Source organism: Ruminobacter amylophilus (genome assembly GCF_900115655.1).
In the GTDB taxonomy this organism is placed as follows: domain Bacteria; phylum Pseudomonadota; class Gammaproteobacteria; order Enterobacterales; family Succinivibrionaceae; genus Ruminobacter; species Ruminobacter amylophilus.
This window is the reverse complement of record NZ_FOXF01000012.1, coordinates 30,934-46,366: the sequence shown is the minus strand read 5'-3', so window position 1 is coordinate 46,366 and position 15,433 is coordinate 30,934. Positions and strand designations below refer to the sequence as shown.

Genomic DNA, 15,433 nt, shown 5'->3' with positions numbered 1-15,433 from the left:
TTTTCTCCATTAAGTTTCCTATGGAGTCATGTGTTTCTTCATTAATTTCAACCATCACATTTTGTAATGTGATGGTTTTTTTTATATTTCAGAAAAATTCAGTCAAATCTCCAGATAACTGAAAAAATGCAGACAAAAAAATTCCGGCAACAGCCGGAATTATTCATGGTTCCTGTATGATCCCGAAAGTTTATCTTCCTGTGGCATCACTTGCGGCATAACAGCCGAGAACTCTTATTGAACCGGTAACCTGTCTCAGTTCAGCCATGAGACCTGTCATCAGAGGTGTATTGACGTTAATCAGGATATCGGCATAGAAGGTTTCATCCCACACGCCTCTGGGTTCATTATCGAGATTGTTCTGAATTCTAGGTCTTGACTGCAGTTTAACCACGTTGATATTGTGACTGCTGAACACGTTGAGAACTCTCACCAGAGAACCCGGAGTATTTTCAGTGGTAAAGGTAATTGAAGTCTTGGCCTCGATATCAGGAGGAACGATAATATTGCTCATGCTGATAACGATAAAACGGGTTATGTTGCGTTTCTGGTTGGCTATATTGCCGTGAATAGCCTTTAATGAATATAAGGCTCCGGCTTCTCTGCATCCTATTGCGGCGCAGTCATCACGATCCAGCTTTCTGACGGTATCCATCGCCTCAGATGAGGAAGAACATGCTTTTAATTCAACATCAGGCAGATTGGCATGCAGCCAGTCGGAACACTGACTGAAAGGCTGCGGATGCGCATACAGGGTCTTTATTTTTGATAAATCGGTATCCTGCTTCACCAGAATAGTGTGTTCAATCGGATAAGTCAGCTCTCCTATGATTTTAACGTTTGATTTCTGCAGCAGGTCATAAACTTCATTGATGCATCCGGAAGAAGTGTTTTCAATAGGCAGAACGCCACAGTCACATTCACCGGTTTCCACGGCACTGATGATATCATCAAAGGTGGTACAGTTCTTCGGCTGAATGTAGTCACAGATGGAATTGAAATACTTGTAGGTTGCGAGATATGAATAAGTACCTACATTACCTAAAAAAGAAACTTTCAGTTTTCTGTTGAGCTGATGATTTATCCCCACAATTCCCTGGATGTATGAAATCTGCTGAGATAATGAATTGGCAAAAACCGTTCTGAAAACACTGTCTACAAAATCCGGAGAAAGATTCAGCTCCATGCCGGCATCCATCAGCTTCTGCATGCTCTGTTCGTTTTCTCTGGTTTCGCGTACCGGAAGCCCCTGACTGTATTTGAGATCTGCCATCTTTATATCAAGTTCTTTGCGTTTAGCCAGCAGACGTAAAATTTCGGAATCTATTTCGTTAATTGAACAGCGTACTTCAGATATAGTATTCATTTATTAAGGAATCCCTTTAATACCTTCACGGATTGAAATCTTATCGTATTATGGAATTATAACAGTGTTTACAGAACACTGCATATTATTTTGCTTCAGCAGAAAACCTTGCGGACCGACTCAACACAACCGTCATGAAAATCAGCCTTCCTTTTCATAATGAATTGTGTTTTGTCTGAAATTTTTCTCTTTATGATTTTTTTTGAAAGCACCCGCCATTACTTGAGTTATCACGAATATTAATAAAATGAGGGATTCCGTAATAATTTATAAAATAAAAGAAGAAGTACTTAAGTATAAAAAACAAATTATTTAAGATATAATATTGATATATTTTTATATATCATTTTTATTTTAGGCAAATAAAAAGCGGATATAATGGTGGTCTTTATATCCGCTGGTAATTTCATAAACTCTCAATTTATATTACCAAATATCATATTATTATGAAGAGATAAACCGTTACCACGTAATTGATAACGATTTCATAGTAATATAGTAACGTAAAATCACGAACTTATCCACATATATTTAAAAAAATGTGAAAAAAGTACAAAAAAAAGACAATATATATAATTTATCATTTTTATGTAATAAATACTATACTGTTTTAACTCCAGACAAATATATTATTTATATCTGTCTGTATTAACCAATATCTATTTATTACACCTTTTCTCTAATCAGCTGATATTGCTGATTTCCTGCCATTCATCATCAGTGAGCAGTTTTTCAAGATCAATGAGAATCATCAGGCAGTCGTTTCTGTAACATACGCCCTTGATGAATTTTGAATTGGCATCGGTACCGACATTCGGAGCCGGATCTATTTCGTGCTGATACAAATCAACGACTTCAGATACCTTATCGACCAGAATGCCTACAACCTGCTTATCTACCTCTATGATAATTATTCTTGTATTATCCGTTACTTCAGCCGGACTGAGACCGAAACGAAGTCTGGTATCGATAATGGTTACCACATTGCCGCGAAGATTTATTATACCCAGGACATAAGCAGGAGCACCGGGAACAGGAGCGATGTCTGTGTAACGTAGAACTTCCTGCACCTGCATTACGTTCACGCCATATACTTCCTTATCCAGCTGAAAAGTAACCCAGCGCAATACTTCATCAACCTTTTTCTTTTCCTGCTGCTTAACTTCGTTCTCCATCATAATGGCTGTCTCCTGTTAAATCATCATGATTTAAACATAACATAAAGAAATCAATTCACCATGCAATTTTTAAAAAGAAAACATCAGTCTATGACTGATTCAACAAAAAAAAGGGAATGCGGGCGGACTTCAGTCTCTGATAAGGTGAATTTTACAAACAAAGCGTACGTCAGCGGTGTTTTATACTCAGCTGACATAATCTGTTCCAAAAGAGATTAACACCTCACGATGTCCGGTTTTTCAGACGAATCGGACGATTTAATGACGTTCAAAGTTTTTCTGTGGCTGATTCATGTATATATCCAGCCCTTTTGACAGCATCTTTTCCAGTTCGGTAACATGGAGAAGAGCGCACATTTCCTTTTTCAGAATTCCGGCAAGCCAAGGTCTGTCGCCGTGCAGCCCCCTCCACTTCACGTCTTCTCTTTTTATCGTTTTGGTACCTACGAGTTCATCGCACTGCAGACACCATTCCTTGCTCTTCAGAAGAATGACGAAATTATATTCGTGAGCCACTATTTCCTTTCCTGGAAGCATCCACTTCGCCGTATCAACTACAGATACGTTCTGTTTCTGAATACAGGTCATTCCGGCATACCATTCAGGCTTGCCGAACAGTTTGTCGATTTTCACGGGCTTGAATATGCCTCCGAGTGAAAAAAGAGGAACGGCAAGCAGAATACCAGCCACCTTGAACAGGAGTGCCGAAAATTCACTGTCGGTTTCAATATTGCACCAGCGTTCGCTCTTCAGCTCCTGTTCCCCGGTCTGCAGAACTGACTCCTGCGTCTCCTCGGTATCAGTAGCCTCCTCATGCACGGGTGCTGTTTCCTGTACGGTATCTGTCTTTACGGCTTGTTCATTCTCCACGGCCGTCTGAATTACATTTTCAGGTTCAGAAACTTCATTCTCAACTGCAGTTTCAGTCTTTTCACTGACTGCTTCAGTAACGGCCTCAGTCACCTTCGCGGCCGGTTCAGAATTTTCGGAAACCGGAGCGGCAAGAACCTCGGATGTGATATTCTCCAGCATTCTGGACAGACTTTCACTGTTGAAGGTTTTTTCCAGCACCTCCTTCTGTGACGAGCTTTCCCTGACCTTCTCAGCTTTTTTAGGCTGGGCCTGTTCTGATGGATCTGTCAGCAGTGAATTAAAATAATTCACCATTGCCTCATGCTGATCTAATCGACTCATTTACCTCTACCGCCTCCGGCAAGCAAATCAGCGATCAGCATCCTGTATGCTTCAACACCTCTCGAATGAGGATAAAGTTTTGATGCCGGCAGATGTCTTTCACTGGCATCACGGAATCTTGTATCAATAGGAATAACTCCACGCCATACTCTCTCGGCATAATTATGTCTGATGGACTCAAGGCTCTGGTTTGAAGCCTTGGTTCGTCTGTCATACATGGTAGGAACGATTACGTAATTCATTTCGTCAGCCTTGGTGCCTCTGAGTATTTCAAAGGTCTTCATCATTCTCTCAAGACCTTTGAGTGCCAAAAATTCTGTCTGGGTAGGCACAAGTATCATTGAACTGGCAGCCAGAGCGTTAACCATCATGACGCCGAGAACCGGAGGACAGTCAATCAGGGCCACGTCAAAATCCTTATCCAGCTGCTGCAGTGATTTTTTAAGAATAAGCCCCACACCGTCCCTGTTCAGTGTTTTATCAAGGGTGGCCAGAGCTATGGAACCGCCGATAATACTTATGTTTTCCACGTCAGTGCTTATTATAGTTTCTTTTATGCCGGCATAGGAATAATCATTATCGGTAAACAGATCAAGCATCGTATGTTCAAGTTCGTCCGAATCATACCCGAAACACGCGGTAAGGGACGCATGAGGGTCGGTATCAAGAAGAAGAACTCTTTTGCCTTCTGATGCCAGAATACCGGCAATGGTTATTGCTGATGTGGTTTTTCCCACACCACCTTTCTGATTTGCAATAGTCCAAACAATCATATCAACTAAAACACTCTCTGCTTATAATCCATAGTCTATCTGCCGCAGACTTCTTCAATTATTTCTCTGGACATATCATCCAGTTCCACAATTCTGTCAGCATACCCGGCCTCTATAACTGATTTAGGCATACCGTATATCACGCATGAATTCTCACTCTGAGCCCATACTGATGCTCCTACGGAACGAAGTATTCCGGAACCTCTGGTTCCGTCAGCTCCCATACCTGTCATGACCACGCTGAGAACCCTGTTGCTGTAGCATTTGGCGACACTGCCGAGAGTTACGTCTATACATGGTCTGTAATACAGTTCTGAAGGACTTTTCTTTATCATCAGGATATGTTTGCCGTTGTTATTCTTTGCCACCAGGGTCTGCATTCCTCCGGGCGCCACAAAAACACAGCCGGCCACAAGCTCCTGATTATCATGTGCTTCACAAACTTTGATTTTACTCATTTTATTAAGTCTTTCAGCAAAGGCCTTGGTAAAGTTCTGAGGCATATGCTGAACAATGAGAATCGGCACCGGAAAATCGGCCGGAAACTTTCCAATCATTTCAAACAGTGCAGCCGGACCTCCGGTTGATGCCCCTATGACGACAATTGAATATTCTTCTGATTTACTGCCGTTTTCCCCGGACTTCTTTCCGTCATCAAATATTCTCTGACTGACAAACGGCTGATCATCATTCACACCGATGATGGAAGATATTTCATCACCGGAACTCTCACCGGAACCACCACTGCTCACGACTGCTTTCTTTGCATCCGAAAAGCTTGGAGCAATCTTTGATGTAAATGAGCTTACATGTGCCTGCCCCTTGGTCTTACCGTCTTCATTAAAGGATCTCTGGAAATTATGAAAGTCACTCTGACTCTTCTTAAAACTTTCCTGCTGACGAATATCCTTGTCGATAACCTGAGAAGAAACATCACGCCATTTCATATCGGAAACAGCTCTGTTCTCGCGCTGCCCGACATCTCCAGCAACATTTTTGGTTTCCTTGTCATAAAGATCCCTGTCAGCTGACACTTTTTTTCTTAGGCTGATATTTTCAGACAGGTCATTGATGTTACGCGTAATCTGTTTGGTCAGAGTTTTAAAGTCGTTTGAATAAGGTTTTCGGGTCACTACCGTCCTGCCGTCGTCACGAACGGAGCCGGTAACCGAATGTGCTTTTTCCGTATCTCCGTAAACGGAGTTTCTTGTACCGGCCACGGTTGTTCTTGAACGAGGCACGGAGTCGTTATGCTTTGACACGTCTGCACGGTATTTACCTGAAGCTGACGGAGAATCTGACAGCAGCCCGGCGTCACTGCCGAATTTCACGGACTTTGATGATGAAGCTATACCGTGAGAAACAGACTTTATCATCGCCAGATGCTGAGCTCTGCTAAGAGCAAGTATCTTATTGGTTACAATTTCAAGAACATCAGTCTTGCGATCGGCAAGATCATTGAAATTTTTAGGCAGAAAATCAAGGGCTCCGTATTCCAGGGCACTGATTGTCGCCTTTGTTCCGGAAGCAGTCAGAGATGAAAACATAAGCACCGGAACCGGATCCTTTTTCATTATTGTTTTTAAGGCATCCAGTCCGTTGACTTCAGGCATTTCCACATCCAGAGTTACCACGTCCGGGCGGAGTTTTTCCACAAGCTCAATGGCCTCTCGACCATTGGAGGCAAAACCGACTACCTCTATCCCCTTTTTACCGTCGATAGCTTCCGAAAGTCGCTTTCTGAAAAAGAATGAATCATCTACTATTAAAACTTTTACACTCATACCTCAACGCATAAATCACAACAGAATGAATTATACGTCCTCTCAATATTTATTAAATTATTCTACTTATACTATGCCAGTTTTGCCCGGTACATGTTGTTCACGAACTTGCCGGCGTATGAACGCAGCAGTCCCGGAATATCTATAATCAGAGAAATGCCGCCCTGCGAAGTAATGGCAGAGCCTGCAATCCCCGGAACGCCTCTCAGCAGGACATCCAGAGGCTTGATTACCACTTCTTCCTGTCCAATCAGGTCATCAACCACGAATGCCACAAGATTATCAGCACCTCCGGCACTGTGAACCATGATTACCGGAGCTTCTGAAGGATGAGTTACCTTAGACTTGTCTCTTATCAGCCAGTCCTGCAGATAGAAAAGCGGATAGGCTTTTTCTCTGATTACAATAGTCTTCTGTCCGTCAAGGTTATTCACATCATCAAGCTTCAGATAAAAAATTTCATTGATGGAACTCAGAGGCAGGGCAAAATTCTGATTTCCAACCATGACCATCATGGTTGGCAGAATAGCCAGAGTCAGAGGAACCTTGATCTCAATGGTAGTACCGCTACCCTTTCGTGAATATATGGTAAAGGAACCGTTAAGTTTGGCAATATTGGTCTTTACCACATCCATGCCCACACCGCGACCGGATATGTCGGAAACGGAGGATTTTGTGGAGAATCCCGGAGCAAAAATCAGATTGTACGACTCTTCCGCCGTCATGGTTTTAGCTCTTTCAGGATCAAGAATTCCCTGTTTTATTGCCGTCTTCTTGATAACCTCAGGATCCATGCCGTAACCGTCGTCGATGACTTTAAGCAGTACATGATCACCCTGCTGGGAAGCACTTAACGTAATCCTGCCGAGTCTTGGCTTACCTGCCTTGACGCGAACGTCCGGAGGCTCAATACCGTGGTCACAGGAATTTCTTACGAGGTGTATCATCAGATCGGCAAGAGAATCAACAAGATTCTTATCCAGATCGGTCTCCTCACCTTCGGTAACCAGTTCGATTTCCTTATTCAGGTTTCTGGCAAGATCTCTTACAACCCTCGGGAATCTGCTGAACACACGCTTAATCGGCTGCATGCGTGTTTTCATAACAAGTCCCTGAATATCACCTGTTATCAGATTCAGATTGGCAATGGCCTTCTGAACTTCCTCATAATGAGCAAGAAGATTATCGTGAGCTCCGCCGAGACTAAGCAGACGGTTTCTCACAAGCACGAGTTCACCGACCATATTCATGATGTCATCCATGATCTTTACGTCAACTCGAACAGTTGTGTCCGCTACAGCTCCGCTGCCGCCAACCGCATGAGGTTCATGATTCTTGTCTTCTGCTGTCTTGCTCTGTTCCGTCTTAACTGCTGATGAAGTGGATTTCACCGGTGTTCCTGACGAACCCTTTTTCTCTTCTGGTTTTAAAACCGGAGTCGAAGCAGCTTTGATTTCAGCCTTTGACTTCTGTTCTGAAGCAGGTGCGGCAGGTTTCACGGCCGGAGCTGAAACTGAAGATGTTTTTTCGGTTCCCTGTCCAGCTGATGGATCTCCGTTCTTTCCGTATAGAGAATCCAGCAGATTTTCAAAATCGTCATCTGAAAAATCCGTGGATGCCCCGCTGTCCGCTGATTCTTTTTTTGAAACCGGAGCAGACTCGTTTTTACTGTCTCCGTTCTGAGCCTTTGGCGCTTCTTTTGCGGAAACCGTCATAGGCTCCCTGTCCAGATTTCTGAGTTCAGGAATTGATATCGGTTTGGCTTCGGCCGATGCCAGCATGGCCTCAAAGTCGTCATCCACCGGATCCTTGACTTCATGACCGTTTCCGGAAGCTTTGACAGCATCCTGAGCATCATTACCCAGCGGAGCCTCTCCTCCGTTAAGAGAATCCAGAAGAGCCTCAAAATCATCATCGGTGAATTCGTGAGATGAACTGTCGGCAGCCTGTACGGTGGTTTCAGTCGGTTTATTTTCTGTTTTTGTGGTGTCTGATGAACCGGATGACGGAACCTCTGTGTCGCCGCCCTGGAGAGAATTGAGCAGATTTTCGAAATCGTCATCAGAAAACTCATGATCCTTTGCAGAAGGATTTTCAGCCAGTATTATTTCAGGCTGTGCCGGCTCTGAGGTTGCCTCAGGTGTTTTGTTTTCAGATGATGCCTGAGATGAAGCAGTCTCTGCGTTTCCGCCTTCTACTATTCCATGAAGTCTGTCTATGATGTCAGGATAAGGAATTACAGGCATATTGCCTTCCTTAAGCTGGGTAAACATATTGCATATGCAGTCATAAGCCTGCAGTACGACATCCATCAGAGCAGGAGATACTTTACAGGTGTCCTTGCGCAGAGCATCAAACACGCTTTCAGCTCCGTGACATACGTTAACCAGATCAGTCAGTCCCAAAAAACCGGCGCCACCCTTGACCGTATGAAATCCTCTGAAAATGGAATTCAATAAATCCTTATCCTCGGGAGTCTTTTCAAGATCAACAAGCTGAGTAGCTAAATTGTCAATGATTTCTCCGGCTTCTACTAGAAAATCCTCAAGGATTTCCTGATCAACTCCATCTAAAGCCATACCCACACCTTTATGAAGTTACCTAAACTCAAATGTAACTATTTACCGATTCTTTCAAAAATTCTCTGCATCTTTGCCTGCAATGCTTCGGCGGTAAACGGTTTAACTATAAAACCGTTCAATCCCGCTTTGGCAGCCTTTACGAGTTCTTCCTGTTCGACTTTGGCCGTAACCATCATAACCGGTATTCTGCTAAGTTTCGGATTCTGTCTGATAGCCACCAGTAAATCATATCCCTGCATGTCCTGCATGTACCAGTCGGTTATTACGAAATCAAAATCACCGTTCTCCAGCAGAGGCAGCGCTGTACTGCCGTCATCGGCTTCGGCCACGTTTTCAAACCCCAGTTCATTTAGAATCTTTCTTTCAATTTTTCTCATCGTGGAAAAGTCATCCACAATGAGAATTTTCATGGATTTATCCATAAATGCATCTCTAAAAAAACAAAACACTCTAGATTATTATGACAACAGCAGAATATTTTTCAGCGATCTATACAGCAAATAATACAAGCTGTACGGGGATGATTAATAAAATGTGATACATACTGATATAAAACAAAAACACTTTATAACGAAGCTTAAACACCTTGAGATACAGCTATTGTTCAGTACCTGACACACACAAAAAAAACAGGTTCCCGCTTTTCCGTCGGGAACCTGTTTAACCTAAAAATCAGAAAACCTGATTATTTTTTAGCTTTTATCGCATCAATAAAGGTCTGTTTTGCAGATGAAGAACCGGCTCTCTGTGCTTCGGCGACAAGAGACATGGCCTTTTCGTAATCGCCGGACTGTACTGCTTTCTTTATCATACCGTTATACAGATCTTCCGTTTCCTTCATCATGACAACCTGAGTGCCGCCACTTGAATTTGCACCGGTGTTTTCGAGAGACTTTCCGGCACTCTCAAGATTTGTTCCTGCTATGTCATTTGAATAAACAAGATTATGTCCCTTGCTGTCAGTGGATATAACGGCTGTAGTCCCCTCTCTCTGAGATGAAACGGAATACACTTCACCTGAAGCAAGAACCACGTTTTCCTGACGATTGTTTTCATCAGAATCCTTACCGCCGATTAACGGACCATCCAGATAACTTATCAGCTCATCCATTGCTGACTGGTCTTCCTGACGGAATTTGAATGTGATGTTCACGGTTCCGATTGGTGAATGAGGAATCTTAACATCATCAAACTTAGGTGGAGTCAGATTTCTGGCAATGGCACGCTTAACTTCAGGATGCATCATTGAAGTGGTTTCGGCAAGTTCATTCCTGGTGGTGTATATGACCATATAGGCAAACTCGCGACCAGGCTTGGCACTTGCATTGTTAACAACTATCTTGGTGGATAAAAATCCGTCTGTAATGGCGCTGTCCCTGTATTTAAACGCATTAGGCTTAATGGTGCTCACCAGCTGCTTGTTCGCATTATAAAAATCAATCTTCGGCTTGAAGGTTGTATTTATTATTTCAGACTCGAAGTTAATTGACAGATGAGTTGCATTTATAGGGAGCTGAAAAATTCTGAAAAAACTCTTACCGGTTGGAAAATCAAAAGCCTGAGCATTCTCAAGATCAAATTTGTAATTTTCGGAAGATGTCTTGGTAACGTTAATTATCTGACCGTTAAAAATATCTTTTTCACAGCACACTTTGGCTTCAGCAAGCTCTTTGTTGGCATCTTCCAGAGACAGAAAAGATGGAGCAGGCTTGAAAAAAACATCAGAAAGATTTGAACACCCCACTACAGATAAAAATACAGTTGCAGCAAGACCAACTGAAAAAATAGACTTTAACATGCGTCCTCCAAACAAGAATGGCAATATTTTAACTCATAAGACAGTTTTTTTCATAAATAGTTTAACTGCATATTTGTTTTAACAGCTAAACAGGTATTATTTTTGACAAAACCGCAAACATCAACGACAACACAGATACCAAAAAACCTCAGACACATTGATACTCAAGGGGTTGTAAAGATTTTCATGATAAGAAGGATTTATCATGAAGGTTATGAAGATTAATTGGCTTCCTTTAGCAGCTGCAGTTGCTTTTGCTGCTGGCTCAGTATCAGCTTCAGCTGTTGATTTCCACGGTTACTTCCGTTCTGGAATGCAGGCTAGTGCTCGTGGCGGTGATGTTTTCTGTGGTGGTGACGGTACCGCAGGTCACAAGGTTGGTCGTTTAGGTGATGAATGCGACACTTATGCTGAAATGGCTTTAGGTCAGGAAGTTTATAACAAGAACAGCAGAAAGTTCAATGTTAACACTCGTCTTGCTTATGGTACTGTACAGTCAGACGATGGTCATGACTCTCAGTGGAATGACTGGCAGTCATACGGAAACAAAGGTGATGGCTCAGCAGATGGCTGGGGTGGCGGACGTACAGCAATTCGTGAATTCTGGGGTAATTATGTAACTGATGATTACACCCTTTGGGCTGGTAAGAGATTCTATCAGCGTAAAGATATTCATATTTGGGATATCTACACTTTATCAACAGCAGGTTATGGTGCCGGTATTGAAGGCATTGATGTAGGTAATGGTAACCTTAATTTTGCAGTAATGAAGAACACCTCTGATAATAAAGGCACTTCCTACAGAAATAACTACAATCTTGATTTACGTTGGAATGCTATCAGTTTAGGTTCATTCGGTTCTTTAGATGCTGTAGCCATCTACGGTATCCCTATGGTATCTGATTATCAGGCTGACAACTATGGATTCAGCAAGAACTCTGGTGTTCTCTTAACCTTAGATCATACTCTCAATGTTGACACTCTGATGAACCACTTCATTGTTCAGTGGGGAAATAATGGATTCTCTGACGTTGGAGCATTTGGTAGCAATGGTACCAATATTTACACTTCAGGTAAGGATATTAATGGTGTAAGACTTGTAGACTGGGGTACTTACGATATTAATGACTTTACTCTTGCTTACGGCTTATTCTGGGGCTACATTGCTCAGGGTAATAAAGCTGAAGGTTCATGGAGCAGATCAAACAGCGGTTGGGAATACAGCTTAACCGTGCGTCCAGAATACAAGTGGACTGAATACACCCGTACTACTTTAGAATTGGGCTATTCACAGAAGAAGAATGGTACAAATAAACTGGATGATAAAGGTAAGCCAGCATGGGACAGGTACGATAACGGTAACCCAGACATTTACAAGGTTACTCTTGCTCAGCAGTTTACTCCAGGTAAGGGCTTCTGGTCTCGTCCTGCTATCCGCTTCTATGCATCATATCAGGGTGGCGATCAGTTCAAACATAAGGTTGGTGATGCTAAGCTTGACAACCATAACTTCCAGTTCAGCTTCGGTACTCAGGTTGAAGCCTGGTGGTAATCAGTTTGCATAAATCAATAAGATTTATTGTGTGAAATAAAAGAGAGAGACATACTATTTGTCTCTCTCTTTTTATTGGCAAGCATTCATATATGCAGATATTTCTAAAACAAACAGTATTAAAAAATGGCTCTTCTGGGGTAATGGTGGGTAAAAAATGCCATTAACCCCAGTGTTTATGCTGATCATGCACCTCGAGGTTTTCTGTTAGGAAGTGCCCCCTCAAATCAGAGCATACCAGACAGACCATATCGAGCATGTTTTGAATATTTCGAAAACCGTATGCCTTGCGGACGATCAGCTTGATTTTGTTATTAGTTGCCTCAATTCGTGCGTTGCTCATGCCGAGCCGTATTGCATTCAGTATGTGATCCCTCCTGTGACGCTTGAGCTTGAGGTATTGTTCCTTGAAAGCATCAATCCTACTGTGGCTTGCCCACCAGAGCCATCGTTTGAGGGCATCCCCTGCTTCGTCCCCATCCTTGATCTTCAGGAGAAGGCGAAGCATTTCCTTCATCCGGTAAGCTCGGTACAGGCGGTTATTGTCTTCAGCGATCATGGCTACTCGATTCTGCTGGTTCTCCGTCAGGTTTTCCGGAGCCTTGCCAAGAGCGTATGCAGAGTTTTTAATCTCGTCTGCTTTGGCTTTGGCAGCGTTCAGAATCGCTGTATTCGGATCTCCATCCTTGGTGCGTCCATTCTTGAGCGGATGCTCTTTGGATAACCTGGTAAACTCGGCACAGGCTTCACGCCATACTTCGCGGCGAACCTCGTTGAGAGCATCCATAGCCCACTGTACGACGTGGAACGGGGCAACACATCGTTCACAGTCTGGTGTGAACTCATTTACGCATTCCGTGATCCACTTTGCTCCATCTCCGGTAACGACCTTGATGGAGGAAAGCAGCTCCGGAGTCAGCTGCTTGTAGAACTGTGTCAGCACGCCTTTGCCGTGCTCCTGTGATGCCCAGACGACAGTGTTAGTATCACGGTTGACGATGACCGTAATGTATTTATGCCCCTTCTTGTAGCTGGTTTCGTCAATGCCGATGTTCACGAGGTTATCAAGTCTTCTGGAGCATTCAGGTTCGATGTCGTTCTGAGTTCTGTTAACGCAGCGCCCGACCGTCAGATTAAAGTCACGGGTGAATCCGCTTCCCGGATATGCTCAGGGAACATAGGCTGTTACGACACCATGCTGAGGACACTCTATGCGATGTGTCCAGCCTTCAACCTCTACAAGGGTAGCTCCGAAGTCAAGACTTCTCCAGGTGCGAGGGTGTTCGATCCTCTGATCATAACGAGGACATCGCCTGTGACAGAAAGGACAGTCATCCTGATGCCATTTATCAGTCCGTGCATGAATCCTGAGGTGACTTACACCATCCTGCTCAAGGTAAAAGTTTGCATCTTCTATAACTGAGGCCTGACAGTGAGAAGTTTTTTACATAGTGTATTAGCAGAAAACATCTGTGGGTACCTCCGGTACTTTGTATGTTTAGTTTGGTCGCTAATACAATACAAAAACACAGATGGTTTTTCAATTATAAAAGTACATCAGAGGGCTGGTATATTACCCACCATTATGCCAGAAGCCTCTAAAAAATCAGCAAATCAAATAATAGTACTCAGAAATAGTAATGAATTTATACCTTTAATCAAAGCTTAACAATTTCTGATTAAACGTATAAACACAGGAAATACAAAAAAGAAAATTATTTCAGAAAGAAGCACTGTAATAAGCTTACAGAATACATATTAAGTTCAAATTTAAACAAATCATAAAGAAATAAAAAAAGGGAAGTTTTTCAACTTCCCTTTCTGTTTATAGTTCTAATTTAGTACTTAGACAGTTACTAAACTATTACCACCAAGCTTCAACCTGAGTACCGAAGGTGAACTGGTAACCGTGGTTGCCGTGGTTCTTGTTCTTGTACTGTACTGCCCAACCGTCAGCGAACTGGTCGCCACCGATGTAAGAAGCGTAGAAGCGGATTGCTGGACGTGACCAGAAGCCCTTACCTGGGGTGAACTGCTGAGCAAGGGTAACCTTGTAAACGTCTGGGTTACCATACTTTTCATCAACTACCCAACCGGTCTTCTTCATTTCTGAGTAACCTAATTCTAAAGTAGTACGGGTGTATTCAGTCCACTTGTATTCTGGACGTAATACGATGCTGTATTCCCAGCCTGAACGAGTGTAAGTCCAGGTTTCACCAGTGTGCTTGTTACCACTGTGTAAGTGAGCCCATAAGAAGCTATAGCCTAAATCGAAGTTAGAACCCCAATCTAAAGTACCCCAGTCGATTAAACGAACACCGTTAGCATCAACGTCTGGAGTGTAGTTATCACCAGCGTGGTTCTTGTAAGCACCTACGTAAGCGAAACCGTTTGAACCCCACTGAGCAACAGCGTGGTTGTTAACAATGATATCTGAACCGAAGTTAGAACCTAAATCTAAGGTGATTAAAGCACCTGAGTTACCCTGATTTCCGCGAGAATCACCTTCGTTAACGTCCCTCTGCTGCTTAGAGATCACAGGGATTGCATAAATTACGGAAGCGTCTAATGCACCAACTGAACCGAGGTTGATACCATCCCAACGAGCATCTAACTTGTAAACGTTACGGTTGTAATCTGCAGAAGCGCCATCGTTAGCCCACTTGATTACAGCGAAGTTTAAGTTACCGTTACCAGCATTGATACCTTCGATACCAGCACCGTAACCAGAGTTGTTCAAATAGTAGAAGTCCATGATATGGATATCTTTACGTCTGTAGAATCTCTTACCAGACCAAATTGAGTAACCGCCATCGGTATCGTACTTAGCATATACTTCACGGAATGAAATACGCTGACCACCCCATGGACCGTCACCGCCAACACCCTGCCAAGAGTTACCCTGGAGGTCTCTGTTACCTTCAGTGGTACCGTAAGCTAATAAGGTGTGAATTGAGAACTTGCTACCAGCCTTGTCATATACGTTCTGGCCAAGAGCAATTTCACCGTAGGTATCGCATTCATCACCTAAACGACCAACCTTGTGACCGTCAGCACCAGTACCTAAGCAGTAAACTTCACCGCGGTCTGCGTTAACCTGAGCACCAGCGCGGAAGTAACCGTTAAAATCAACAGCTGAAGCAGATACTGAACCAGCAGCAAAAGCAACTGCAGCTGCTAAAGGAAGCCAATTAATCTTCATAATA

11 protein-coding genes are annotated in these 15,433 nt (G+C 43.1%); 1 reads left to right on the top strand and 10 read right to left on the bottom strand.

All coding sequences use genetic code 11. The annotated features are described in order from the left end of the window. Positions 1-190: 190 nt before the first annotated feature. The 8 genes from BMY80_RS04885 to BMY80_RS04850 form a co-directional block, all read right to left on the bottom strand. Positions 191-1,366, bottom strand: a complete 1,176-nt coding sequence (locus BMY80_RS04885) for a bifunctional chorismate mutase/prephenate dehydratase (protein WP_031578612.1) — start codon at positions 1,364-1,366, stop codon at positions 191-193. Between the two features lie 683 nt (positions 1,367-2,049). Continuing rightward, entirely contained in the window at positions 2,050-2,541 is a 492-nt protein-coding gene (locus BMY80_RS04880; RefSeq protein WP_051621757.1) for a chemotaxis protein CheW, read from the bottom strand. A gap of 261 nt (positions 2,542-2,802) precedes the next feature. Then, a complete protein-coding gene (locus tag BMY80_RS04875; RefSeq protein ID WP_093141449.1) occupies positions 2,803-3,738 on the bottom strand; it encodes a chemotaxis protein CheW in 936 nt (311 codons plus the stop codon). After that, positions 3,735-4,511 (bottom strand): ParA family protein, encoded by a 777-nt coding sequence (locus BMY80_RS04870; RefSeq protein ID WP_031578609.1) that lies wholly within the window; start codon positions 4,509-4,511, stop codon positions 3,735-3,737. The genes BMY80_RS04875 and BMY80_RS04870 overlap by 4 nt, the downstream gene beginning before the upstream one ends. A 35-nt stretch (positions 4,512-4,546) precedes the next feature. Continuing rightward, positions 4,547-6,295 (bottom strand): chemotaxis protein CheB, encoded by a 1,749-nt coding sequence (locus BMY80_RS12680; protein WP_093141446.1) that lies wholly within the window; start codon positions 6,293-6,295, stop codon positions 4,547-4,549. 71 nt (positions 6,296-6,366) lie between these two features. Next, the gene (locus BMY80_RS04860) at positions 6,367-8,874 is read right to left on the bottom strand and encodes a chemotaxis protein CheA (RefSeq protein ID WP_093141443.1); all 2,508 of its coding nucleotides are present in this window, start codon (positions 8,872-8,874) and stop codon (positions 6,367-6,369) included. A 38-nt stretch (positions 8,875-8,912) separates the two neighbouring features. Next, complete coding sequence (locus BMY80_RS04855) at positions 8,913-9,299, bottom strand: response regulator (protein WP_037318568.1); 387 nt, start codon at positions 9,297-9,299, stop codon at positions 8,913-8,915. A gap of 263 nt (positions 9,300-9,562) precedes the next feature. Beyond that, positions 9,563-10,675 carry a MalM family protein gene (locus BMY80_RS04850; RefSeq protein WP_093141441.1) on the bottom strand — a complete coding sequence of 371 codons (1,113 nt, stop codon included), beginning with the start codon at positions 10,673-10,675 and terminating at the stop codon, positions 9,563-9,565. A 214-nt stretch (positions 10,676-10,889) separates the two neighbouring features. Here BMY80_RS04850 and BMY80_RS04845 point away from each other — a divergent pair, with 214 nt between their 5' ends. Further along, positions 10,890-12,227, top strand: coding sequence for a carbohydrate porin (locus tag BMY80_RS04845; RefSeq protein WP_093141473.1), 1,338 nt, complete (start codon positions 10,890-10,892; stop codon positions 12,225-12,227). A 163-nt stretch (positions 12,228-12,390) separates the two neighbouring features. Here BMY80_RS04845 and BMY80_RS04840 read toward each other — a convergent pair whose 3' ends face one another. Next, the gene (locus BMY80_RS04840; RefSeq protein WP_177178493.1) at positions 12,391-13,284 is read right to left on the bottom strand and encodes a transposase; all 894 of its coding nucleotides are present in this window, start codon (positions 13,282-13,284) and stop codon (positions 12,391-12,393) included. Positions 13,285-14,091: 807 nt separating this feature from the next. Continuing rightward, positions 14,092-15,429: a carbohydrate porin gene (locus BMY80_RS04835; RefSeq protein ID WP_093141435.1), complete on the bottom strand. Its 1,338-nt coding sequence runs from the start codon at positions 15,427-15,429 to the stop codon at positions 14,092-14,094. Positions 15,430-15,433: the final 4 nt, after the last annotated feature.